19 protein-coding genes are annotated in these 23,197 nt (G+C 68.9%); 16 read left to right on the plus strand and 3 right to left on the minus strand.

Annotated elements, in window-relative coordinates; all coding sequences use genetic code 11:
• Positions 1 to 3 precede the first annotated feature (3 nt).
• Positions 4 to 270: a MoaD/ThiS family protein gene (locus ACH4SI_RS01065; protein WP_398291161.1), complete on the minus strand. Its 267-nt coding sequence runs from the start codon at positions 268 to 270 to the stop codon at positions 4 to 6.
• Between the two features lie 935 nt (positions 271 to 1,205).
• Between ACH4SI_RS01065 and ACH4SI_RS01070 the strand changes: the two genes are divergently transcribed.
• From ACH4SI_RS01070 to ACH4SI_RS01120, 11 genes are all read left to right on the plus strand, one after another.
• A complete protein-coding gene (locus tag ACH4SI_RS01070; RefSeq protein WP_398291163.1) occupies positions 1,206 to 4,238 on the plus strand; it encodes an amino acid adenylation domain-containing protein in 3,033 nt (1,010 codons plus the stop codon).
• 7 nt (positions 4,239 to 4,245) lie between these two features.
• Positions 4,246 to 5,028, plus strand: coding sequence for a leucyl/phenylalanyl-tRNA--protein transferase (locus tag ACH4SI_RS01075; protein ID WP_398291165.1), 783 nt, complete (start codon positions 4,246 to 4,248; stop codon positions 5,026 to 5,028).
• 103 nt (positions 5,029 to 5,131) lie between these two features.
• Positions 5,132 to 5,827 carry an N-acetyltransferase gene (locus ACH4SI_RS01080; protein WP_398292289.1) on the plus strand — a complete coding sequence of 232 codons (696 nt, stop codon included), beginning with the start codon at positions 5,132 to 5,134 and terminating at the stop codon, positions 5,825 to 5,827.
• A gap of 51 nt (positions 5,828 to 5,878) precedes the next feature.
• Complete coding sequence (locus ACH4SI_RS01085) at positions 5,879 to 6,940, plus strand: methyltransferase (protein ID WP_398291167.1); 1,062 nt, start codon at positions 5,879 to 5,881, stop codon at positions 6,938 to 6,940.
• Positions 6,937 to 8,796 carry an acyl-CoA dehydrogenase family protein gene (locus ACH4SI_RS01090; protein ID WP_398291169.1) on the plus strand — a complete coding sequence of 620 codons (1,860 nt, stop codon included), beginning with the start codon at positions 6,937 to 6,939 and terminating at the stop codon, positions 8,794 to 8,796. The genes ACH4SI_RS01085 and ACH4SI_RS01090 overlap by 4 nt, the downstream gene beginning before the upstream one ends.
• Positions 8,793 to 9,455 carry a hypothetical protein gene (locus ACH4SI_RS01095; protein WP_398291171.1) on the plus strand — a complete coding sequence of 221 codons (663 nt, stop codon included), beginning with the start codon at positions 8,793 to 8,795 and terminating at the stop codon, positions 9,453 to 9,455. Before ACH4SI_RS01090 ends, ACH4SI_RS01095 begins: the two co-directional genes overlap by 4 nt.
• A 152-nt stretch (positions 9,456 to 9,607) precedes the next feature.
• Positions 9,608 to 11,209, plus strand: coding sequence for an MFS transporter (locus ACH4SI_RS01100; protein WP_398291173.1), 1,602 nt, complete (start codon positions 9,608 to 9,610; stop codon positions 11,207 to 11,209).
• 280 nt (positions 11,210 to 11,489) lie between these two features.
• Positions 11,490 to 12,536, plus strand: a complete 1,047-nt coding sequence (locus tag ACH4SI_RS01105; RefSeq protein WP_398291175.1) for a cytochrome P450 — start codon at positions 11,490 to 11,492, stop codon at positions 12,534 to 12,536.
• 59 nt (positions 12,537 to 12,595) lie between these two features.
• Positions 12,596 to 13,120: a pyridoxamine 5'-phosphate oxidase family protein gene (locus ACH4SI_RS01110; protein WP_398291177.1), complete on the plus strand. Its 525-nt coding sequence runs from the start codon at positions 12,596 to 12,598 to the stop codon at positions 13,118 to 13,120.
• A gap of 55 nt (positions 13,121 to 13,175) precedes the next feature.
• Positions 13,176 to 14,924, plus strand: coding sequence for a fatty acyl-AMP ligase (locus ACH4SI_RS01115; protein WP_398291179.1), 1,749 nt, complete (start codon positions 13,176 to 13,178; stop codon positions 14,922 to 14,924).
• Positions 14,925 to 15,067: 143 nt separating this feature from the next.
• Positions 15,068 to 15,355, plus strand: coding sequence for a metal-sensitive transcriptional regulator (locus tag ACH4SI_RS01120; RefSeq protein WP_398291181.1), 288 nt, complete (start codon positions 15,068 to 15,070; stop codon positions 15,353 to 15,355).
• 79 nt (positions 15,356 to 15,434) lie between these two features.
• Here the strand turns inward: ACH4SI_RS01120 and ACH4SI_RS01125 are convergent, their stop codons facing one another.
• Entirely contained in the window at positions 15,435 to 16,418 is a 984-nt protein-coding gene (locus tag ACH4SI_RS01125; RefSeq protein ID WP_398291183.1) for a hypothetical protein, read from the minus strand.
• Positions 16,419 to 16,594: 176 nt separating this feature from the next.
• Between ACH4SI_RS01125 and ACH4SI_RS01130 the strand changes: the two genes are divergently transcribed.
• Positions 16,595 to 16,885: a heavy-metal-associated domain-containing protein gene (locus ACH4SI_RS01130; RefSeq protein WP_398291185.1), complete on the plus strand. Its 291-nt coding sequence runs from the start codon at positions 16,595 to 16,597 to the stop codon at positions 16,883 to 16,885.
• Between the two features lie 67 nt (positions 16,886 to 16,952).
• Positions 16,953 to 19,205, plus strand: coding sequence for a heavy metal translocating P-type ATPase (locus tag ACH4SI_RS01135; RefSeq protein WP_398291187.1), 2,253 nt, complete (start codon positions 16,953 to 16,955; stop codon positions 19,203 to 19,205).
• A 343-nt stretch (positions 19,206 to 19,548) separates the two neighbouring features.
• Here ACH4SI_RS01135 and ACH4SI_RS01140 read toward each other — a convergent pair whose 3' ends face one another.
• Complete coding sequence (locus tag ACH4SI_RS01140) at positions 19,549 to 20,034, minus strand: hypothetical protein (protein ID WP_398291189.1); 486 nt, start codon at positions 20,032 to 20,034, stop codon at positions 19,549 to 19,551.
• 225 nt (positions 20,035 to 20,259) lie between these two features.
• Here ACH4SI_RS01140 and ACH4SI_RS01145 point away from each other — a divergent pair, with 225 nt between their 5' ends.
• The 3 genes from ACH4SI_RS01145 to ACH4SI_RS01155 are packed head-to-tail and all read left to right on the plus strand — an operon-like array spanning position 20,260 to position 22,817.
• Positions 20,260 to 20,538 (plus strand): polyprenyl synthetase, encoded by a 279-nt coding sequence (locus ACH4SI_RS01145; protein ID WP_398291191.1) that lies wholly within the window; start codon positions 20,260 to 20,262, stop codon positions 20,536 to 20,538.
• Positions 20,528 to 21,583 (plus strand): polyprenyl synthetase family protein, encoded by a 1,056-nt coding sequence (locus ACH4SI_RS01150; RefSeq protein ID WP_398291193.1) that lies wholly within the window; start codon positions 20,528 to 20,530, stop codon positions 21,581 to 21,583. The genes ACH4SI_RS01145 and ACH4SI_RS01150 overlap by 11 nt, the downstream gene beginning before the upstream one ends.
• A gap of 46 nt (positions 21,584 to 21,629) precedes the next feature.
• Positions 21,630 to 22,817 carry an oxygenase MpaB family protein gene (locus ACH4SI_RS01155; protein WP_398291195.1) on the plus strand — a complete coding sequence of 396 codons (1,188 nt, stop codon included), beginning with the start codon at positions 21,630 to 21,632 and terminating at the stop codon, positions 22,815 to 22,817.
• Positions 22,818 to 23,197: the final 380 nt, after the last annotated feature.

A 23,197-nucleotide genomic window follows, 5' to 3' on the forward strand; every position in this document is an offset into this window, starting at 1 on the left:
GGCCTAGCCCCCGGACACCGCGGTGACGATGTCCACCCGGTCGTCCTCGGTGGCCTCCCGGTCCAGCTCGCTCGGGGAGAGCTGTTCGCCGTTGAGGGCGATGAGGTGCGTCGAGCGGATGCTTCCCTCGCGGTCCAGGAGCACCTCGGCGAGGTTGGGATAGCGCTCGGTGAGAGCTGTCAGGCCCTCGCGCACTGTGGCGCCGCCGATCGCGATGTCGTTCTCATAGTTGGTGAATCGGAGCAGGACGCCTCTGACCTTGACGATCATTGCCTGGACCTTTCTCTGCCTGGGTGGTGGTTGATCTCGTGTCACGTTGGCGACAGACCGGCCCACGTGACAGCAGCCGGAGAAACCCAAGCTCCCCGTTGATGCGAGCAACCTATACCCCTACCCCCTAGGGGAAGCAACCGCTTCGGATGTCGAGCATGTGACGCCGATGTGTGTATCCCTGATCAGTGGTTCGGCCGCGCTGCCCTCTCGTTCCTCTTCAAGGGGCGCGGTCTGGGCGATTTCGCATGCGGAATGTCCGACTCCCCTTATCGTGATACGCCAGCTCAGGCGCCGAAAACACGAATACGCGCCAGGCGCGGGGTGGGCTCCGTGGGTGCCGGCATCCCAGCGGGCGGGGGCGGTTGCCGGTCCATGCACCGTTTCTCCACAGTGAGTTCTCTCGATGCGCCCCGCTCATCGGACACCATTGACACGGGCTACCCCCATGGGGTTTCCTCAACGGCGTTCGATGCGGTGACATCAACCGCAACAGTGCAAGCGACGGCCCTGGCTGATTGCCCAGTGGAGCGAGCGGGGCCATCCATTCCGGTGAAGCGCGGCCGTACGGGAAGTCTTCGCCGTTCGCCGACGCGGCGATGTCGGTAGGCACAACAATGGGGGAATAGATCACGCATGAACCAGTCATGCCGAGAGCCTGCGAGAACCTGCGCATCAATCCACCGTGCGAACGCGGCGATCGCGTCGCCGGTCAGTCCCCTGAGCGAGCAGTCGAACTCGTAGCGGCAATTCTCAGCTGAAGAGCAGGCGGGGTCCGGTATTCACCTGATGTCCGGCCGCGCCCAGCCGAACACCTTCGTTCCTCTATTCACACTCCGGAGTCAGCGCATTCTCCGGCGTGCGGTTCACCACGTCCGCAAGCACGTTGACGATCCCGTCAGCGTTCTCCACATCCGCAATGGAGCAGAGGACTCATGGACTTGACCGGGAAGTTGTTCGCGCAGAATCGTTTCGCCGCCGTGGCGGCGGCGCGACGGAACGCGACAGCAGTGGAGCACGACGGCCACCGGATCAGCTACACCGAACTCGACGAGCGTGCGAACCTGCTCGCTCACAGATTCCAGGATCTCGGGGTCGGACGCGGATCCGTCGTCATGACCCATCTCGAGCGTTCGATCGACCTGATCGTGTCGCTCCTTGCGACCCTCAAGGCAGGGGCGACGTACCTGCCGGTGGAGCCCGGGGTTCCGGACGACCGGCTCGCCACCTACGTCAAGGAGACCGGCTGCGCCGCCGTCGTCACCCGATCCGAGCACGAAGACCGCTTCGCCGGCCTCCCGGTGCCGCTTCTCGGCGCGGCCGCCGACACCGCCGCCGGGCCGCCCACCGGCCTGCCGGGCGTCACCGTTGACGCCTCGGACACCGCCTACATCGTCTACACCTCAGGATCCTCCGGCACGCCGAAGGGCGTGCAGGTGAGCCACGCTTCGCTCGGCTACCTCTGCCAGAACGTGAACGAGCGGTACGGCATCGGTCCGGACGACCGCGTCCTGCAGTTTGCCGCGCTCTCCTTCGACACCTCCATCGAACAGATCCTGGTCACACTGGTCCACGGTGCGACGCTCGTCCTGCCCGAGTACAACTGGGCACCGAGCGAACTGCCGCACAGGCTCGCGGCACTCGGCGTAACCGTCATGGACTTGACCCCGCCCTACTGGCGGTCGTTCCTCGCCGAACTCGCACAAAGCCCGACCGAGTTGCCGGTCCGGCTCACGATCGTCGGTGGCAGCGCGGTGCATGCCGCCGACTGCGCCGCCGCACTGCGCCTCATGCCGGACTCCCGGCTCGTCAACGCCTACGGGCTGACCGAAACGACGATCACGTCGTGCACGATGGAGATCACCCCGAAGTCGCTCTCTCCCCAGGGACCGGCGCCCATCGGACGGCCACTGCCGCAGACCGCCGTTCACGTGCTGGACCAGGACATGAAGCCGGTCCCGCCCCAGCAGCGCGGAGAGATATACATCGGCGGGCCCGGCGTCGCCCAGGGCTACCTCGCCGAGCAGACCCCGGCCAAGGACCGCTTCCTCGACCTGCCCGGGCCGGAGGGCGAAACGACGCGCGTGTACCGCACCGGCGACGTCGGCCGCTGGACGGCGGAGGGTGAACTCGAGGTTGTCGGACGGGCCGACAGGCAGATCAAGATCCATGGATTCCGCGTGGAGCCGGCCGAGATCGAGGCGACCCTGTCGGCGCACCATCTCATCGACGACGTCGCGGTGACGGCCTTCAGCGCCAGGGGTGAGCTGCAAGTCGCCGCCTACTTCACCGCGAGCGGCTCCCCGCACCGGCTCGAACCGGTCGAGCTGCGCGCCTTCGCCGCCGGCCGACTGCCCACGTTCATGATCCCGGCGCAATTCATCCAGCTGGACACGATGCCGATGACGACGAACGGCAAGATCGACCTTGCCGCGCTGCCCGACCCGTCGCAGGAACCCGCCGGCGCGCCCAGGGCCGACAACGACGTTCCGGCCGCGAGCATGGTCGAGCGCGCTGTCGCGGGATTGTGGTGCCAGGTGCTCGACGTGGAATCGGTCGCGCCCGACGACAACTTCTTCAACCTCGGTGGGAATTCGATTCTGGCGGCCGAACTGCTCGCCAAGGTACGGGCCTCACTCGGCATCCTGATCACACAGGTCCGCCCTCTCATCCGGCTCCTTCTCGAGCACGCGACCCTGCGGAGTTTCGCGTCGGCAGTGGAGTCGGCCCGGGCCGGCACCCTCGACGCCGACAGCGCGTCGCACGCCGACCTCGAGGCCGACACGGCTGTCGGGGTGCCGATCCAGCGGCAGCCGACGGGTTCCCCCTCATGGGCGGACCCCTCCCACGTATTCCTCACCGGCGCGACGGGGTTCCTCGGGATCTATCTGCTGCGTGAACTCCTGACGACCACCAGCGCCACCGTGCACTGCCTCGTACGCGCCGCGGATGCCGACCAGGCGAGGGAACGCATCAAGGACAACGCACTGCACTACCTGAAGGACGGCCTGGAGTCGTATGGGGCCGAGGGACGGATAGTAGCTGTTCCCGGCGACCTGGGCGAGCCGCAGTTCGGACTGCCGGATGCGGAGTTCGACCACCTCGCCCAGGTCATCGACGTCATCCATCACCCTGGTGGGCTGGTCAACTTCATCTACCCGTACTCCCACATGCGCCCGGCGAACGTCGAGGGCACCCGGGAGATCATCCGAATGGCCGGCCGCTACCGGAACATCCCCGTCCACTACGTCTCCACCATGGCGGTCGTCTCCGGCTTCGGCACCGCCGGGGTCCGGCACGTCACCGAAGAGACGCCGCTCGCCCACGCCGACCATCTTTCCGTCGGCTACGTGGAAAGCAAATGGGTCGCCGAGGCGCTTCTTCAGAACGCTGCCGCGGAGGGCCTCCCGGTCGCCATCTACCGTGCCGCGGACATTTCCGGCGACCGGACGACCGGTGCCTGGAACACCGCGACCGAGATGTGCGCGATGAAGCGGTTCGTCGTCGACACCGGGACCTCGCCCATCGCCGAACTTCCCCTGGACTACACGCCAGTGGACTGCTTTGCGGCGGCGCTGCTGCACATCGCCTCGAACCGCCTGCCCGCCGGGGAGGTCTACCACCTGACCAATCCCGGCAAGGTGAATATCTCGCTCCTTGCCGAGAGGCTTCGCGCCCACGGCCACACGATTCGCGAAGTCCCCTGGGAAGAGTGGCTGGAGCGCATCGTGACGACTGCCGTGGAAGAGCCGGACCACCCCATGACGCCTTTCGCGCCGCTCTTCATCGACCGGTGCTCCAGCGGCACCATGAGCGTTGCCGAGATGTACCTCGAAACAACGTTTCCCACCTTCTCGCAGGAGAACGTGAAGGCCGCGTTGCGCGGCAGCGGAATCGACATTCCCCCCGTGGACAGCGCGATGCTCGACCGTTACATCGCATACCTGACCTCCATCGACTTCCTGTGAGGCAGACATGATCCGGACACAGGATCGGACCGCATCGATATGGGATGCGGTGGATGTCGGCGCGGGACCCGCTGAACACCCCATCGCCTTCGGCGGGGACCTCGCTCCTCAGAACCTTCTTGCCGCCTACCGGCGGGGCCTGTACCCCTTTCCGGTTGACACGGCTGAAGCGGCATTCGTCAATGAATTCACCTATGAGGCCGAGGTCGAAGCCGGGCGGGTGAAAGCGGTGCCCGGCTGCGCGGACCCCTTTTCGATCTCATGGTGGTCCCCGGACCCGCGGCCCGTGATTCTTGTGGACCAGGCCCGCATCCAACGCAGCCTGCGCCAGCAACTGCGCAACAGGGCGGACTGGACCACGACAGCGGACGCCTGCTTCGAAGAGGTGGTGCGTCAGTGCCGGGTCGGCCGCGTACAGCGGTGGTTGACCGACGAGCTGCTGCGGAGCCTGTGCCTTCTGCACGGGCAAGGGCACGCCCACAGCGTCGAGGTCTGGGACGGCGACGAACTGATCGGCGGGACCTTCGGCATCAGGGCCGGGGCGGTGTTCAGCGCCGACTCCCAGTTCACGCTGCGCAGCGGGGCGGGCAAGACGGCGGTGGCCGACCTGACGCGCCGCTTCGCCGAGGCCGGCGGGCTCGCGATCGACGTCCAGCGCGACGGCGACCATGCCCGGCTCGTCGGTGCCCGCCCCCTGCCCAGGTGCCGCTATCTCGATCTGCTGGCCACCCGCGACGAGAACCGCCCGCTCGCCACGCAGAAGCTGCCCGCCGGCCGCCTCGCCGACTGAGCTCACCCCACCCGTGCCTGCCCCTGGGAGACATGCCGTGTCCATCACCGTCAAGGATCCGCAGGTGGTCAGCCTCGCGGAGAGGCCCGACCTGGAAGAGGCCATGATCTCGATGGAGTCGTCGTGGCCGGCCTACATCCGCCCCGATGGCCTGCTCGTCGACTGGGCCTTCGACCGGCATAAGGAACACCAGCTCGTCGTGGTCGACGAGCGGGAGCAGGTCATCGCCCGCGCCGCCGGGGTGGCTCTCGCCTGGGACGGCGACCCCGGTCAGCTGCCCGACACCGGGTGGGACGAGGCACTTCGGCAGTGCCTGTCCGACACGTACGCGGGCCGGGAATTCACCACGCTGTGCGCGCTGGAGATCGCCGTCCTCCCCGGCCACCAGTCGCGCAACCTGTCCGCAAGTGTGCTGCGGGCCGTCACCGAACACGCGCGACGGAAGGGGTTCCGCGATGTCGTGAGCCCCGTCCGTCCCAGCCGCAAGCACGAACATCCCGAACAGCCGATGGACGAATACCTCGCCTCACTCCGGCCCGATGGCCTGCCGGCGGACCCCTGGCTGCGCGTCCATGTCAGGGCCGGCGGCGAGGTGCTGAAGATATGTCCGGCGTCCATGACCATCTCCGGAAGCCTCGCCCAGTGGCGCGAGTGGACCGGCCTGCCTCTGGACACCAGCGGTCCGGTGGCAGTGCCCGGAGCGCTGACGCCTTTGACCGTGAGTCTCGAGCACGACTGCGCGGTGTACGTCGAACCCAACGTATGGGTCAGGCACCGGCTCACCGACGCGAGTCTCTGACGCCCCTCTTCGACGCATCACGAGCGGCACCGACGACAAGGAGTACGACCCATGAGCAGCACAACTGCGCACAGCGCGCTGTCGACCCGCACGTTGAACCTGCGCGCGGCCCTGATCGAGCGGATCGGCGGTTACATGATCGCGCACTCGATCGGGGTGGCCGCGGAACTCGGCCTCGCCGACCTCATCGGCACGGGGTCCCGCCACTGCGGCGAACTCGCCGCCGAGACCCAGACGCACGAGCCGTCACTGCGGCGGCTGCTGCGGCTGCTGGTCGCCGGCGGGATCGTGGCGGAGCCGGAGCCGGGACGTTTCGCGCTGACCGACATCGGCTCCCAGCTGCGGGCCGATTCCCCGGACTCGCTGAAGAACTTCGCCCGGATGTTCTGCGACCCGCTCTTCTTCACCTCGTGGCAGGGTCTGCACCACACCATTTCCAGTGGCGAGCGCGCCTTCGACCACACCTACGGGACCGGGGTCTACGACTACCTGGGTCGGCATCCCGAGACGAGCATGCTGTTCAACGAGGCGATGAGCGAGGAGTCCAGGCACGCGGCCGAGCACATCGCCTCGGGGTACGACTTCCCGGAAACCGGGACGGTGGTGGACCTCGGTGGCGGCGACGGCACCCTCCTCACTGCGATCCTGCGCGACCGTCCCGGGCTGCGGGGCATCGTTTTCGACAGTGCCAGCGGTGTGGCGGAGGCGCCCGCGACGCTGAGCAAGGCCGGCCTCACGGACCGGTGCGAGGCCCAGGCCGGCGACTTCTTCCGGTCCGTCCCGGGCGACGGCGACATCTACCTCATCAAGAGCGTGTTCCAGGACTGGGGCGACGAGGAGTCCCGCGCCATCCTGCGGACCTGCCGCGCCCATATGCCCGGGTCCGCCACGCTGCTGATCGTCGCCACCGTGCTTCCGGAGACCGCCGACACCAGCGCACCGGTCATGTTCCTCACCGACGTCAACATGATGGTGACGACCGGGGGACGCGAGCGGACCGAGAGCGAGTTCCGCGCGATGCTCGAGGAGACCGGCTTCACGGTGCGGTCGGTCGGCGACAGGGACGCCGGACCCTTGTCGATCATCCAGGCCGTCCCCACGGCCGCCGCATGACGGCGGAACCCGTGGCGGACCGCCAGGTGGATCAGCCGGAGTCCTCGTCTCCGAGGCGGCCGGGGTTCACGGGCGAGTTGTTCCTGGGCAGAGTGAGGACCGATCTTCTCGCCCTGCCCGGGGGCGACCCACGCCGTCTGGACCCCGTGGAGGAGCAGTTCCTGTCCCGGCTCCGTGCGTTCTGCGAGCAGGACGTGGACAGCGCGGAGATCGAGAACACGGACCGGATCCCCGACCACATCATCGAAAAGCTCAAGGATCTCGGGGCGCTGAGCATCAAGATCCCCCGGCAGTACGGTGGGCAGGGGCTGTCCTCCCGTTGCTATCACCGCGCTCTGATGCTCACCAGCACGACCCACCCGGCACTGAGCGAGCTGCTCGCGGCGCACCAGGCGATCGGCCTTGCCCAGCCACTCCTCCTGTTCGGGACCGATGAGCAAAGGCGGGAGTTCCTTCCCCGGTGCGTCAGGGAGATCTCGGCGTTCGCTCTCACCGAGCCCGACATCGGCAACGACCCGTTCCGCATGCACACCACCGCCGTCCAGGACCCGGCCTCGGACGGCTACCTCCTCGACGGCGTGAAGACATGGATCACCAACGGGGTCATCGCCGACCTCTTGGTCGTCCTGGCCGTCGTCGCCCCTTCGGACCGGGACGCCGGGGGCATGACGGCGTTCATCGTCGAGGCCGACTCGCCGGGGGTGACGGTCGAGCACCGCAGCTCCTTCCTCGGCCTGCGGGGGCTGGAGAACGGCTGCATCCGCCTGCACCGCGTCGCCGTCCCCGCGGGCAACCGGATCGGCGAGGTCGGCGCGGGGCTGGACATCGCTCTCGCCGCCCAGGACACCGGACGTCTCTCCCTGCCGGCCGTGTCCGCGGCCGCGGCGAAGTGGAGCCTGTCGGTGGCACGCCGGTGGAGCACGACCCGCGTCCAGTGGGACCGGCCCATCGGCGAGCTGGACGCGGTCGCCGGCAAGCTGGCGTTCATCGCCGCCACCGCGTTCGCCCTCGAGGCGATGGTCGAGGTCACCGGCCGGCTGGCGGAGCAGGGTGACAGCGACACCCGGCTCGATGCGGAGCTCGCCAAGCTGTTCGCCACGGAGAAGGTCTGCACGGTCGCGGACGAACTCGTCCAGATACGGGGCGGCCGCGGGTACGAGAGGGCCGATTCGGCGATCACACGCGGCGAGAAGGGAATCCCGGTCGAGCAGTTGCTGCGTGATGTCCGGGTCGGCCGCATCTTCGACGGATCCAGCGAGGCGCTGCGCGATTTCCTGGCCCAGGATCTCCTCGCGTCGCACCGCGCGGCACAGACCCGTACGGCCGAACCTTCCGGTGGCGGGCGCCCCTCCGCCGACTCCGTGGAGGGTGCTTTGGGCACGCACCTCGCGTTCGTCGAGCGGATCTCCGGACACCTGGCACATCAGCTGGCTCTCGTCGCGGACGGGCCGGACAGCGGACCAGAGCGTCAGAGGTTCCTCGGCCGGATCGTCGACATCGGCGCCGAGTTGTACGCGATGAGCACGAGTTGCGTCTACGCGGCCGCGCTCGACGGCGTCGGTGACACCACGACCGCGCTGGCCGATGCCTTCTGCCACCAGGCCCGGCTGCGCATCGAGGAACTCCTCCACCGGCTCGACGACAACACCGACGACGAAGACCGCGACGTGGCCCAGCGTGTGATGCGCGGTCACTGCGCCTGGCTCGAAGAGGGCGTGGTCGACCCCTCCACCGACGGCCCGTGGATCGCCGAGACGAGGCACGGACCCGCGAAGGGACCGAACCTGCGGCGAGTCGTCCCGCCGGCGTCCCGTGCCCGGGAGGCCGCCCACGCACCAGAAGGGGAAGCCCCGTGAAGACCACCACTGAAGTCCTCCTCTCGGCGCGGCAGCAGACGGCGCGGCAGAAGGTTCCCAACCGGTTCGTCGCATTGCTGGAGGGCGGCCATGTCCCCAAGGAACGGCTCGGCCGGCTTGCCGGAGAGCTGTCCTACCTCGTGGCCAGCGACCGACGCAGCTTCGCCTTGCTGGCTTCGCGCTTTCCCTCTCCTCCCGCCGGGGATCTGTACCTGACCCTGGCGCAGAGCGGAGGACAGGCGCTGGAACTCCTCATGGATTTCGCGGCCGCGCTGGGGATGGGCGCCGAGGAGCTGCGTGGCCACGAACCGTGGCCGCTGGCGCAGGCGTATCCGGCGTTCCTGTCGCAGTCCGCGCTGTGCGGTGCCTCCAGCGACGTCGCCCTGGCGCTGCTGGTGAACGCGCGGGAGTCCGGCGAGACGTACACGCGGGTGGCCGACGCGCTGGTCGCCCGGTACGGGTTCGCGGAGGAGGCGCTCGGTCACTTCCGGTTCTTCGCGGAGACGCCCCAGCCCGTTCTGGACCAGGCGGCGGTCACGCTCGAGACGGGACTGGCCGGCGGGGACGATCCGGCTGCCGCTGTTCGCTGCGCCCGGATCGTGCACGCGTTGGAGGGCGAGTTCTGGAACTGCCTCGCCCAGGGGTTGGACATCGGCTGAGGTCAACGGGCGCGTGGCGAAGGGGTGTTCGCTTGACAGACATACCCCCCATCCGTATGTTCCTACGCCTACCCCGTAGGGGTATTGCCCCGCAATCGATCGATGCCTCGAGCGCCGGTGTGTCGCCGGCGCCAATGAGGAGAGGAGTGCCGATGTCCTCGGCCGGAACCCCCCCACCACGTGCCGGGAGCAAGGAGTGGGCGGCGCTGGGCCTGTTGGTCCTGCCCGCCCTGCTCCTGTTCATGATGCTGACCATCTTGTTCCTGGCCAGCCCGTATCTCGCCGCCGACCTGAAACCCAGCAGCACCGAGACGCTGTGGATCCTGGACATCTACGGCTTCCTCATGGCAAGCCTTCTCGTCCTGATGGGGACCGTGGCCGACCGCTTCGGGCACAGGAACCTCCTGGTGGCCGGAGCCGCTCTCTTCGGCATCTTCTCCGTGCTGGCCGCGATGGCGGACTCGCCCGTGATGATGATCGTCTGGCGTGCCGTGCTCGGCGTCGCGGCGGCCATGCAGATGCCGGCGACGCTCGGCCTGATCTTCTCGATGTTCCATGACCCCAAGCAGCGCGGTGTCGCCATCGGCACCTGGGCGGCCGCCATCTCCGGCGGTGTCGCGCTGGGCCCGCTGCTGGCCGGACTGCTTCTCGAGGCCTTCTCCTGGCGGGCGACGCTCCTGGTCGCGGTCCCGGTGATGGCCATCGTGGTGATCGGCGGGCCGTTGCTGCTGCCGCGTCACCAGCGCACCCAGGGCAGCAAGCTCGACCTGTTCAGCGCGGCGCTGCTGCTGACGACCCTGCTGCCGCTCATCTACGGCATCAAGTCGTTCGCCACCAGTGACTCGCCGATGCTCTCGACCGCAGGCATCGTGATCGGGCTGGCCCTGGGAGGCTGCTTCATCCTCCGCCAACTCCGCTCCCAGGAACCTCTGTTGGACGTGCGCCTGTTCACCAACCGGACCGTCGGCGGGGCGCTCGGCGTGTTCATCCTGGCGGCCACCGGCCTCGGCGGCGTGTACCTGATGTTCACGCAGTTCCTGCAGCAGGTGAAGGACCTGTCGCCCCTCCGGACCGGGTTCGCGATCCTTCCCGCGGCCCTCGTGCTGATCGCCGTCGCCACCCTGTCGCCGGTCATCGCCCGCAGGGTGCGCCCGGGTTACGTCATCGCCACCGGCCTGGCCGTGCAGGTGATCGGCTACCTGCTGTTCACCCAGGTCGACAGCGCGACCGGCCTGCCGATGCTCATCGCGGGCTTCGTCGTTCTCTACCCGGCGGTCTCCCCGTCCATGGCCCTCACCACCGACCTGGTGGTCAGCTCGGTCCCGCCGGAGAAGGCAGGCGCCGCCGGCGGACTCGCCTCCACCGTCAACGACCTCGGCATCTCGCTGGGTGTCGCGATCGTCGGCAGCATCGGCACCGCCGCCTACAGCAGCGGGCTCGTCGGCAAGCTGCCCGAGGGCCTGCCCGCCAAGGACAAGGCGGCCGCCGAGGAGAACCTCTCCGGCGCCGTCGCCGCCGCGCAGCACCTTCCCGACCACCTCGCCGATCCACTGCTGCGCGTGACGAAGGACGCCTTCGCCAGGGGGCTCAGCATCGGGTCGGCCACCGCGGCCGTGATCGCCGCGGCCGGAGCGATCATCGCCGCCCTCACGCTCCGCCATGTGCCCCCGACCGGCGCCGCCGCGCCGGGGTCGCAGGGTGGTGAGGCGGACGCGGCCGAGTCGGTCGCGTCCGCCGGTGGCGGCTCGAAGTAAGGACGGACGACAACAGATCAGTGGACCGGAGGCGGCGGCTGGGACAGCCATGCAGCTGCACCAGTCGCCGCCTTCACCCCCTCATGGGAGGCACGTAATGATCGGTTTCAGCGCAGACACCGTCGAGACGATCAAGAGCGCCGGCGGAAAGTGCATGTACGAACAGGTGACACATCTGCGGGAATCGGGGCCCGCTGTCCCCGTGCAACTGCCCGAAGGCGTCGGGGCCTGGTCGGTATCACGGGGTGATGTCGTCAGGCGCCTCCTGACGCACCCGGGTGTGTCCCGGAACCTGAAGGAGACCGTTCCCACCTATGTGCCCGGGTCCGTGCCCTGGCTCTCCCCATGGGTCGACGTGGAGTCCATGGCCACCACGGACGGCAGCGCTCACGCGCGGCTGCGGAAGCTGATCACCCCGGCGTTCACCCCCCGCCGCGTGGAGAAGCTCCGTCCCCAAATCGAGGCGATCGTCGCCGAACTCCTCCACGACCTCGAAAAGCGGTCCGGTGGCGAAACCGTGGACCTGCACAAGGAGTTCTCCTACCGGGTTCCCACCCGGGTGATATGCGACCTCTTCGGTGTGCCCGAGGACCAGCGGCCCGAAGTGCTCCGTGCCTTCCGCATCGTCGCCATGACCGATGTGCCCGAGGAGGAGTCCGTCGCCGTCTACCAGGACCTCGAAGCGGCGATGCACGTGCTGATCGAGACCAAACTGCGCACGCCGGACGACGACCTGACCAGCTTCCTGATCGCGGCGCGGGAGACCGGCGAAGCGCCCCTGAGCACCCACGAGCTGATCTCGACGCTGCTCCTGATGATCGGTGGGGGAAGCCAGACCACCATCAACCTCATCGACCACACGGTCCGCGAACTCCTCGCGCGGCCCGACCAACTCGGCCTCCTGCGGGCCGACCCCGGACGGTGGGACGACGCGATCGAGGAATCCCTCCGCGTCCACTGTCCGGTCATGCATCTGCCGATGCGCTGGGCGACGGAGGACATCGACCTCGGTGAAGGGGTCGTGATCCGCGCCGGTGACGCGATCCTGATCTGCTACGGGGCCCACGGGCGGGACCCGGGTGTGCACGAGGACCCCGAGGCGTTCGACGTCGACCGCGAGGACAAGGACCATCTCGCCTTCGGGCTCGGCGCCCACTTCTGCCCCGGCTCGCACCTCGCGCGACTCGAGGCCAAGGTGGCCCTGCCCGCACTGTTCGACCGCTTCCCGGACCTCGCCCTGGCCGTCGCACCCGAGCATGTCCAGCCCGGCCAGACCTTCATCGGCAACGACATCCTCGCGCTGCCCGTCCACCTGCGGCACACGTAGCGGCGCCGTAGCAGCGCCCTCTTCCGTCACCGCACGCCACGACAGAGAAAGGTCTGCCTGTGACAGTCGACATTCTGGCCGTCAGGACGAAGCGGCTGCTGGACACCGCCCGGTATCTGAACCTGGCCTCCGTCGGTGAGGGCGGCGGCCCCTGGGTCGCCACCCTGGAGTACGTCTGGTTCGCCGACCCGCTGCGTTTCGTCTTCGGGTCGTCCACCGGCTCCCGGCACAGCCGTCACATCCGTGCCCGGCCGCAGGTGAGTGGCTCCCTGTTCATCGCCGACAGCCCCGGCACGGACGTGGCCATCTCCTCGGCCGACGGCGCCCAGTTCACCGGCCGCTGCGCCGAGATCTCCCCCGACCGGCTCGACGAGTACTACGCGCGCTTCTACGAGACCGTGTTCCCGGACCCGCGGGAGCGCGCCGAGTGGCAGCTTCCGGCGTCGCTGTTGCAGTCGCCCGCTCCACACCGGCTCTACCTGGTCGAGGTCGAGCGCTGGTGGCTGATCGACACCCGGACATGGGCCCAGGACCGCATCGACCGCCGTATCGAGGTGCCGCTCGACGTGCAGACGCCGGCCTGATCCTCTTGCCGATCTTTTCCCGAATCCGAGAACCGAACCGCGGGGGAGAACATCCATGACACGTACAGGCTGGAGTGGTACGAGCGCACCGGGGACTTTCGCACACGCTCTGCGCGAGCGGGCGACACGGTCACCTGATGTGGTCGGATTCCGGTTCGTCGCCGACGACGAGACGGTCGAAGAAGTCACCTATGCCGAACTCGATACCCGGGCGCGGACAGTGGCGGCCGGGCTCCTCGAGCGGGCCGAAGGGCGGGATGATCCGGCGCTGCTGCTGTTCGCGCCCGGCCTGGACTATCTGGCCGGCCTGTTCGGCTGCTTCTACGCGGGTGTTCCCGCGGTCCCGGCCTTCCCGCCGGATCCGACGCGCCTTTCCCGTACGCTGCCGCGGCTCGCGGCAATCATCGAGGACACCGGCTCCGCCGTCGTTCTCACCACGACGGACATCAAGCCGTTCATCGAGCAGTGGCTCGAGACCACGTTGGGGCACGCTCCCCGGGTATTGGCGACGGACGAGCTCGACAGCGAGGGCGCGGGGATCGAGCCGGCAGTTCCTCGGGGGCTGCCGGCGCTGCTGCAGTACACCTCGGGTTCGACGTCGCTGCCGCGTGGCGTCGTGCTGTCCCACGCCAAGCTGATGGACAACTGCCGTGACATCGGGCGTGGTTTCGGTATCCACGCGGACAGTTCGGGCGCCCTGTGGCTGCCTCCGTATCACGACATGGGGCTGATCGGCGGCATCCTCACCCCGCTGTTCTTCGGTATCCCCGCCACCCTGACCTCACCGGTGACGTTCCTTCGCCGGCCGCTGTCCTGGCTGCGCATGGTCTCGCGGTATCGGGCGACGATCACCGGCGGGCCGAACTTCGCGTACGAGCTGTGTCTGCGGCGTGCGACCGACGCGCACGTCGAAGGGCTGGACCTGTCCAGCATCGAGGTCACCTTCACCGGAGCCGAGCCGGTGCGGGCGCAGACCATGGCCCGCTTCGCCGAGCGATTCGGTGCGTGCGGTTTCCGGGCCGAGTCGTTCTATCCGTGCTACGGGCTCGCCGAGGCGACACTGTTCGTGACCGGCGGTGCGCCGTTGGACGGCTGGCGCTCGGTGCGGGTCGCGAGCGAGCCCCTCGACATCGACGGAAGCGCCCGGCCGGCAGTCGAGTCCGAGCCGTCGAGGGAGCTGGTGGGCTGCGGGCGACCCGGCCCCGACACTCGGCTGCTGATCGTCGACCCCGACTCCCGTGAGCCGTTGGCCGGCGGCGAGGTGGGCGAGATCTGGGTCGCCTCGCCCAGCGTCGCGGAGGGCTACTGGCGCAGGCCCACGGAGTCCGCCGAGACGTTCGGGGAGAAGACCGCGACCGGGGAAGGCCCCTTCCTGCGCACCGGCGACCTCGGCTTCCTGCGGGACGGCGAACTGTTCGTGACGGGCCGCATGAAGGACCTGATCGTGATCAACGGCCGGAACTACCATCCTGCCGACATCGAGCTGGCCTGTGAGAACTCGGTTCCGGGAATCCGCCGTAACTGCGGCGCCGCGTTCTCGATCGAGGACGCGGAGAAATCAACAGAACGTCTCGTTCTGGTCTACGAGGTGGATCCTGGCAGCGAGAGGCCCCCTCAGGACATCGTCGACGACATCCGCCGGTCGGTTTCCCTGGGGTGCAGCGTTCCTCCGTACGCGGTGGTGCTGATTCCGCCCCGGACGATTCACAAGACCTCGAGCGGGAAGGTGCAGCGCTGGATGGCGCGCCGCTGTTACCTGGCCGGTGAGTTCGAGGAGCTGAGCCGGTGGGAGGCGGCCGCGTGACCGACGTCCCACGGGTCCCCGTAACGTGCCCATGACAGGTTTGTATTGTTCCGGCGGGCACGCTCCGATACGGCCGGAGGGTATCTTTTAGGGGGAGGTCGCGCTGCGCTGTGGCACCGGCCGGGAAGGAAGGACCAGGAGCCATGGCTGGCCAGAACCAGAAGACGCACAAGGACGAGGTGATGATGCGGCTTCGCCGCATCGAGGGTCAGGTCCGTGGCCTCCAGAGACTGGTGGAGACGGACACCTACTGCATCGACATTCTCACCCAGGTGTCGGCGACGACGCGTGCCCTGCAGTCGTTCGCTCTGCAGATGCTGGACGAGCACATGGCCACCTGTGTGAGCACTGCCGTCGCCGAGGGCGGCGAGGAGAGGGACAAGAAGCTCAAGGAGGCGTCCGACGCCATCGCACGGCTGGTGCGCTCCTAGCGCTTCCTGCGAAACCCCCTTGCGTGGAGCCCCAGGCAGATCCGCCTGGGGCTCCACGCCGGTGTCCCGGGCGCCAGGATCAGTGCTGGTGATCGCCTTCGGAGCCGTCGTGGCCTTCGGGGCTCCGGCTCTCGGCCGGTTCTTGCGCGCTGCGGTCGGCCTCGACGGTGAAGCTTGCCGTGCGGACCTTTCCCTGGTGCTGGAAGTCGAGGAAGAGCCGGTAGGTGCCCGCGCTGGGGGCGGTCGCGTTGAAGGAGATGGTGGGGCCCGGCTTGGTCTTGCCGTCGCCGGGGGTGCCGTTGGGGTGCACGTGCAGGTAGGCGAGGTCTCCTGAGCGCAGGGCCACCAGGTGGCCGTAGGCGCCGAGGTAGGGGTCGAGGTCGGTGACGGGGCGGCCGTTCTTGGCGACCTTCAGCTTGAGTTCGCTCGCGGCCCCCGGACGCAGCCGGCCGTCGAGGGCGACGGTGTAGCCGTCGACCTTGGCGACCTTCGCGGGTGCGGGCAGCGGGGCCGGGCGGTAGGAGCCGGAAACGGCGAGGTCCGTGCCCAGGGTCAGCCCTTCGGCACCCTTGGCGGCGGGGGTGAAGTCGGCGAACAGCCGGTACGTGCCGGCCGCGGGGAGGTCGGCCTCGGTGCTCCAGGTGCCGCCCGGTGACCGGGTGGGGTGCAGATGCCGGAAGGTGCCCAGGTCCCGGGAGGCAAGGATCAGGTGGAGTTCCTTGTCGTGTTCACGCTTGAAGGTGGTGACCTTCCGGTCTGCGCTGTCACGGATGGAAAACCGGAGGTCGGACTTCTTCTCCGCGGGTATGCGCGGGGTCTCCAGGTCCAGGCTGTAGCCGTTCTCCGCGACCTGCAGACCGCCCGGTGGCGTGCTCCGGCCGCTCTCGGTGTGCTCGCCGTGCTCGCCTTCCTTTTTCGGGGTGTTGTCGCCTCCGTGTTCCGCGTGGGCCGCGGAGTCGGTCGAGGTGCCGATCGGAACGACCACATCGCCCACCCCATAGGCGGCTCCGAAGGTGGCGGCGAGCGACACAGCGAAGGCAGTGATTTTCAAGGGGGTGTTCATCGGGTTCTCCTTGGGCGTCATCCGGTGTCTGCCACGGACGGAGCTTATACCCCACTAGGGTATACACAAGAGCGGCCGGTTCACTTGCCAGCGGTAGGGGGTGGGGGTATATAGTCGGGTACGGATACCCCCAAGGGGTATTGACCTCGTCATGTCTGTGATTCCCAGGAGGAAGCATGTCCGACTGCTGCACGCCCGATGGAAGCTGCTCGACCGGTGCCACGCAGAGCGCGACGGTCACAGCGGCCGACAGCGTCTCGACGGTCTACACGGTGACGGGCATGACCTGTGGCCACTGCAAGTCCTCTGTCACCAAGGCCGTCAGCGAGATCGACGGCGTGCTGGGCGTCGAGGTCGATGTCGATGCCGGCCGTGTCGCCGTCACCACCAGCGGGGAGCCCGACGACGCCGCGTTCGTGAAGGCCGTCGACGAGGCGGGCTACGAGCTCACCGGCCGCGCGGCCTGATCCCCTCCATGCTGCTGGGCCCGCACACCCCCGTTGCGGGCCCAGCTTTCCCTCTTGAGGAGCATTGATGACGAATCTCACCGAAACCGGCGAGGTCGAACTCGCCATCGGTGGCATGACCTGCGCTTCGTGCGCGGCGCGGATCGAAAAGCGGCTCAACCGCATGGACGGGGTCGAGGCGACCGTCAACTACGCGACCGAGAAGGCGAAGGTCAGCTACCGCGGCGAGAGCGTGTCCGTCAGCGATCTGATCGCCACGGTGGAGGCGACCGGCTACACCGCCGAACAGCCGGCCCCACGGCGCAGTGACCCTGCCGCCGAGGAAGCGGGGGCGGCGGAGGAGGAGGCCGGCGAGCTGCGGCCCCTGCGTCAGCGGCTGGTGACCACCGTGGTCCTCGCGGTGCCTGTGATCGCGATGGCCATGGTTCCCGCGTTGCAGTTCGAGTACTGGCAGTGGCTCTCCCTGACGCTGGCCGCCCCCGTGGTCACCTACGCGGCCTGGCCCTTCCACCGCGCGGCCTGGATCAATGCCCGGCACGGTGCGGCGACGATGGACACGCTGATCTCGGTGGGGACTTCGGCCGCGTTCCTGTGGTCGCTGTGGGCGCTGTTCTTCGGTACCGCGGGCACCCCCGGCATGACGCACGCCTTCGAGCTGACGATCGCCCGCAGCGACGGCGCCGGAAACATCTATCTGGAGGCCGCCGCCGGCGTCACCGCCTTCATCCTGGCGGGACGCTACTTCGAGGCGCGGTCCAAGCGGATGGCGGGTGCGGCGCTCAGGGCCCTGCTCGAACTCGGAGCCAAGGAGGTCACGGTCCTGCGCGATGGGGGAGAGTTCACGATCCCCGTCGCCGACCTGCACACCGGTGACCGCTTCCTGGTGCGTCCCGGGGAAAAGATCGCCACCGACGGGACGGTGGTCGAGGGCTCGTCGGCCGTCGACGCCTCGATGCTCACCGGGGAGTCCATGCCGGTGGAGGTCGTCGTCGGGGACAGCGTCGCCGGTGCCACCCTGAACACCAGTGGACGGCTCGTCGTCGAGGCCACCCGGGTCGGTGCCGACACCCAGCTCGCCCGGATGGCGAAGCTGGTGGAGGACGCGCAGAACGGAAAGGCCGCGGCCCAGCGGCTCGCCGACCGGATCTCGGCCGTCTTCGTCCCCATCGTGATCGCCCTCGCGATGGGCACGTTCGGCTTCTGGCTCGGCAACGGGGCCGGTCTGACGGCGGCGTTCACGGCCGCTGTCGCCGTGTTGATCATCGCCTGCCCGTGTGCCCTGGGCCTTGCCACTCCGACGGCCATCATGGTGGGCACCGGCCGCGGCGCCCAGGTGGGCATCCTCATCAAGGGGCCCGAGGTTCTGGAGACCGCCCGCAAGGTCGACACCGTCGTACTGGACAAGACCGGCACCGTCACCACCGGCCAGATGACCCTGGTCGCGGTGCGGACCGAGGAGGACGAAACCGAAGTCCTGCGCCTGGCGGGCGCTGTGGAGAACGCCTCGGAGCATCCGATCGCCCGCGCCATCGCCGAGGGCGCCATACAGAAGGTCGGCGCGCTCCCGGTCCCCGAGGACTTCGCCAATGTCGCCGGTCTGGGCATTCAAGGCGTCGTCGAGGGTCACGCGGTACTCGTGGGTCGCCAAAAGCTGCTGGAGGAGTGGGAGATCCGCCTGCCGACCGACATGGAACGGGCCAAGGAGGAGGCGGAGGCCGCAGGGCGGACCGCGATCGTGGTGGCCTGGGACGGCGAGGCACGGGCCGTACTGGAGGTCGCAGACGCCATCAAGGAGACCAGCCCTGAGGCCATCAGCCGACTGCGTGCACTCGGCCTCACCCCGATCCTGCTCACCGGCGACAACAAGGCGGTGGCCGCCACCGTCGCGGCCGAGGTCGGGATCGACAAGGTGATCGCCGAGGTCATGCCCGAGGACAAGGCGGACGTGGTCAAGCGCCTGCAGGGCGAGGGCCACAGTGTCGCCATGGTGGGTGACGGCATCAACGACGCGGCCGCGCTCGCCCAGGCCGACCTCGGCCTGGCCATGGGGACGGGGACGGACGCGGCCATCGAGGCGAGCGACCTCACCCTCGTGCGAGGCGATCTGCGAACGGCGGCGGATGCCATCCGTCTCTCGCGCAAGACGCTCGGGACGATCCACTCCAACCTCTTCTGGGCCTTCCTCTACAACGTGACCGCGCTGCCGCTGGCCGCGGCGGGCCTGCTGAACCCGATGATCGCGGGCGCCGCGATGGCATTCTCGTCGGTCTCCGTGGTCGGCAACTCGCTCCGGCTGCGGCGCTTTTCCGCCCAGTCGTGAGGTCTGCTCCTCATCCCCGCCCACGGTGTGGGCTCATCCGCCGACCGCGGTGTCACAGCAGCCGGCCCGCCCGGGGGATGCGCGGGTGGCGGGGCGCTCCAACCTCGCGGCAGCGGCCTGGAGGAGCGCCACCGCCACCATGCGGACCAGCGGGTCGGATGCCGCGCGTCGGGCAAGACGTATGGCACGGGGTGCGGAACTTTCCCGGTCTTCGTGTGGCATGGGCGCTGTCACCTTCTCCGCCGTCGACAACACGCTTTCCTCGGTAAAGACTCACGGAGCACCATACCCTACAGGGGTATGGTGCTCCGATGTTCCGCGCGGCGGCGTGACATCACGGCGGTCACCGCTGGCGAGGCCGCCTGTTCCCCGGCGGCTCGGACCCACCGCCGCCGGCGGGCTCGGCGGGGGCCGGACGGCGGCCCGCGGCGACCAGGCCGATCATTACCGTCAGCAGCCCGAGCACCTGGCTGATCAGCCCGATCCAGGCGGTGAGCAGCGCCGCCGAATTGCCCACCACATCCTGTGCGTCCTGGGCGAGTGGGCCCGACGCGGGGCCGGACGTGGCCGGCGCGGACTGCGGGGCCGGGCTGGTCGGCGGCGAGGTCGGCGGTGAGGTGGGCGAGGTCGGCGGTGTGGTGGGTGGGCCGGTCGTGGTGTCCGTGTCGGTGGGGCTCGGGGTGACCGTCCGCGTGGGGTGCACCGTCAGTACGGTCAGACCGCCCGCCGAAAGGAACGTGCCCCCGCTCACCAGTGCGAGCGTGACGAGCAGCAGGACGGCCGGGAGCTTGAGGACGACGAGCGTACCGGCTTGCGGAAGGCGCCACATGGGGCCACTGTACGAACGCTGCGCATGGATCCGATCCAGCCGCGTTACGCCTGTCGGGGCAACGCCGGAGGACGGCCGAAGAGGCCGTGAGCCGGCGATTCGTACGAGTGAGCGTGTGATCGCTCGATCGTGAGTTCTTCCCTCCCTGTGCCCGATGTGACGGGACGCTGGGACGACCGGTATGTGACCGGCGCGGGCCGGAGGTGCTGTGGGCGGAGGGACGGGATGACGCACGGAGCGGGGCGACGCGGGGGCCTGGACACGCGGGCGGTGCTGCTGGCGGCTGGGCTGGCCGATCTGGCGGTGAGCACGCTGGGTTCCGCGTTGGGCACCGTGCGGGGGCTGCTGCGCCGTTCGGACGCCGCGCAGCTGGCGACGGAGGCCGAGCGCGATCTGACGGCGCGCGGGCGCCTGGTGCTGGACCGGTATGCGGCCGTCCCCCCGGCCCACCTGGAAATTCTCGCCCGGCGTGCGCTGGCTCGGCAGGCCGCCGATGACGTCTGACCGCTGGGAGCCGACCGCGTTCAAGGCCCGCGTCGACGAGGTACTGCACCAGTTCGTCACCCAGGAGGCCGAGCAGCTGTGGGCGATAGACCCGGTCCTGGGCCCGGTGGCCGAGCAACTGGAGGCGGCGGTCGCGGACGGCAAACGTCTGCGGGCGGCGTTCTGCTACTGGGGCTGGCGCGCGGTGGGGCAGCCCGACAGCGACGCGCTCGTGCGGGCAGCGGCCTCGATGGAGCTGGTGCATGCCGCCGCGGTGGTGCATGACGATCTCATCGACGACAGCCCGTTGCGGCATGGCCGGCCGACGGCACATGTCGCCCTGCACGGTGCCGTACGCCGGCGCCCGCGTGCCGTCGCCGCCGCCAGGTCGCTGGCGATGCTGGTGGGGGATCTGCTGATGTCGCTGGCCGGGCAGCTGTTCGCCACCAGCGGTCTGCCCGCCGCGTACCTGGCGCGGGCCCGCCCGCTGTGGTCGGTGCTGGCCCGGGAGCTGATCGCGGGCGAGTGCCTGGAGATCCTGCACACCGGGGCCGATCCGGACACCACGGCGTCGCTGAAGGTGATCCGGTACAAGACCGCCAAGTACACCGTCGAGCAGCCCCTGCTGATCGGCGGGGCCCTGGCCGGCGCCGGTGAGCGGCAGCGCGAGGGCTACTCGGCGTACGCGCTGCCGCTGGGCGAGGCGTTCCAACTGCGGGACGATCTGCTCAGCCTGTTCGGAGACCCGGAACGCACCGGCAAGGCCAACGCCGACGATGTGCGCGGCCACCGGCCCACGGCCCTGCTGGCGGAGACCTGGCGCATCGCCGGTGATGACGAGCGGGAGCGCTTGCGCGGCCTCCTCGGCCGACGCGATCTGGACGCGGATGGCCTGGACGCGGTCCGGGAGGTGATGCGTCGGCTGAAGAGTCCCGACCGCATCGAAGCCATGATCACCGCACGGGTCGAGGAGGCCCTCGGTGCCGTGCACGAGCTGGACGTACCGGAGCCCGCCGCCGCGGCCCTGACCATGCTGGCGCATTCGGCGGCGGTGCGTTTGTCGTGAACGCCCCGTGAAAGACATGCCCCGTGAAGGACTAAGGAGTCCTGTCATGACCTGTACCGAGGCATCGATGGACGCCCTGGGGCAGGCCGGTGACGCACTCGCCGACGCCACCGTCGCCGCCCTCTTCGCAGGTGGGGAGGTGGGCACGTTCAACACCCTGATGCGCTACGTCTCCACCGCCGGCGCTCCCCTGCCGGAGGGGCTCCCCGATGTGGCCCGGGAGTACCTTCGGGCCACCAGCGCCCCGCCGAGCTGGGTGGACTGGGGGGAGATGGAGAAGGCCCGGCTGTTCTTCCTCGACAACAACGTGCACATCTCCACCGCGCTGTCCTTCGCCTCCATGCCCGCGTGCTACGTCGTCCCGCGGGTGGCCAAACTGCTGTCGGCCACCCACGGGCTGGAGTACCCCTCCAAACGGATGGCGGAGACCGGGCAGTTCACCGTCCACCTGATGCAGCCCGGCGCCTTCGAGGCCGGTAGCCGCTTCATCCCCGCCGCCCAGAAGGTCCGCCTTCTGCACGCCTCCATCCGCCACCACCTGCGGCGTGAGAACCGCTGGGACACCGACGTGCTCGGGACGCCGATCTGCCAGGAGGACATGATCGGCGGGCAGATGTTCTTCTCCCTGCTCGTCCTGGACAGTCTGCACCGCCTCGGCATCCACATGTCGACGGAAGGCGCGGAAGCCTACTACTACGCCTGGCGCGTGGTCGGTGCCATGCTCGGCGTCGACCAGGACGCCGTCCCGAAGACCCTTGAGGACGCCCGCCGGTACCTCGACCTGTACATGATCCGGCACATGGCGCCGTCCGAGGAAGGCGCGCATCTGACCCGGCAGCTCATCGACCTCTACGAGGAGGTCGTGCCCGGGACCTTCTTCGACCCGATCGTCTCCGCACTCATCCGCTACCTCATCGGCGACACCTGCGCCGACTGGCTCGCGGTACCCCGCACCGCGTGGGACACCGTCGTCACGGCCGCGCCCCACCTCCTCGGCGTACTGGAGACCATCGAGGACCGATCCCCCCTCGGGGCATGGGCGCTGGACCGCCTCGGTCACCTCACCACCGTCTTCGAGCTGTCCTCCCTCACCCGCGGACGCGTCATGCACTACGCCATCCCCGAACAGCTCAGGAAGGACTACGGCCTCTCCGGCACGGTGCCCCGCTCCCGCCGGTGGGCCCCACCCGCCGCCACCTGGGCTACCCCCGTGCCACCGCGATCGAGCCCTTGAGCCGTTCTCCCGCCTCGAAGACCATGGAGGGCACTCCGTGGTCGGTGCCGAACGCGGGCGCGCTGGGTCCCCGCGAAATGCAGTGATCGCATTATGGCTTGATGATGCGACACGAACGAACAGATTCCGTCGTAACGCCGCAAATATTACCGTGGGTGACGTGCGGTCTGTCCGGTTCGTCGTCGCGCTGGCCGGGGTCAGAGTGGTGCGATGTGACAGGTGACGCATCAAACGTGGCGTAGATCACCGTAGAGCTCCCCATCGAGGCCTTTGTACTCTCCATCCGCGAATTCATTACCTCACTGCGGTCCCGGCTTCGGACATCGTCATTGATTCCCCTTGCCCTGCCCTCCGGCGAGTGCCGGAAGATTGGATGAGTA

This window comes from Streptomyces sp. NPDC021212, from assembly GCF_044332925.1.
Taxonomy (GTDB): Bacteria; Actinomycetota; Actinomycetes; order Streptomycetales; family Streptomycetaceae; genus Streptomyces.

What these genes read in the sequence shown, in the direction of transcription:
- ACH4SI_RS01065 (WP_398291161.1), bottom strand. Translation starts at nt 270, where the DNA reads ATGATCGTCAAGGTCAGAGGCGTCCTGCTCCGATTCACCAACTATGAG.
- ACH4SI_RS01070 (WP_398291163.1), top strand. Translation starts at nt 1,206, where the DNA reads ATGGACTTGACCGGGAAGTTGTTCGCGCAGAATCGTTTCGCCGCCGTG.
- ACH4SI_RS01075 (WP_398291165.1), top strand. Translation starts at nt 4,246, where the DNA reads ATGATCCGGACACAGGATCGGACCGCATCGATATGGGATGCGGTGGAT.
- ACH4SI_RS01080 (WP_398292289.1), top strand. Translation starts at nt 5,132, where the DNA reads ATGATCTCGATGGAGTCGTCGTGGCCGGCCTACATCCGCCCCGATGGC.
- ACH4SI_RS01085 (WP_398291167.1), top strand. Translation starts at nt 5,879, where the DNA reads ATGAGCAGCACAACTGCGCACAGCGCGCTGTCGACCCGCACGTTGAAC.
- ACH4SI_RS01090 (WP_398291169.1), top strand. Translation starts at nt 6,937, where the DNA reads ATGACGGCGGAACCCGTGGCGGACCGCCAGGTGGATCAGCCGGAGTCC.
- ACH4SI_RS01100 (WP_398291173.1), top strand. Translation starts at nt 9,608, where the DNA reads ATGTCCTCGGCCGGAACCCCCCCACCACGTGCCGGGAGCAAGGAGTGG.
- ACH4SI_RS01115 (WP_398291179.1), top strand. Translation starts at nt 13,176, where the DNA reads ATGACACGTACAGGCTGGAGTGGTACGAGCGCACCGGGGACTTTCGCA.
- ACH4SI_RS01120 (WP_398291181.1), top strand. Translation starts at nt 15,068, where the DNA reads ATGGCTGGCCAGAACCAGAAGACGCACAAGGACGAGGTGATGATGCGG.
- ACH4SI_RS01125 (WP_398291183.1), bottom strand. Translation starts at nt 16,418, where the DNA reads ATGAACACCCCCTTGAAAATCACTGCCTTCGCTGTGTCGCTCGCCGCC.
- ACH4SI_RS01130 (WP_398291185.1), top strand. Translation starts at nt 16,595, where the DNA reads ATGTCCGACTGCTGCACGCCCGATGGAAGCTGCTCGACCGGTGCCACG.
- ACH4SI_RS01135 (WP_398291187.1), top strand. Translation starts at nt 16,953, where the DNA reads ATGACGAATCTCACCGAAACCGGCGAGGTCGAACTCGCCATCGGTGGC.
- ACH4SI_RS01140 (WP_398291189.1), bottom strand. Translation starts at nt 20,034, where the DNA reads ATGTGGCGCCTTCCGCAAGCCGGTACGCTCGTCGTCCTCAAGCTCCCG.
- ACH4SI_RS01145 (WP_398291191.1), top strand. Translation starts at nt 20,260, where the DNA reads ATGACGCACGGAGCGGGGCGACGCGGGGGCCTGGACACGCGGGCGGTG.
- ACH4SI_RS01150 (WP_398291193.1), top strand. Translation starts at nt 20,528, where the DNA reads ATGACGTCTGACCGCTGGGAGCCGACCGCGTTCAAGGCCCGCGTCGAC.
- ACH4SI_RS01155 (WP_398291195.1), top strand. Translation starts at nt 21,630, where the DNA reads ATGACCTGTACCGAGGCATCGATGGACGCCCTGGGGCAGGCCGGTGAC.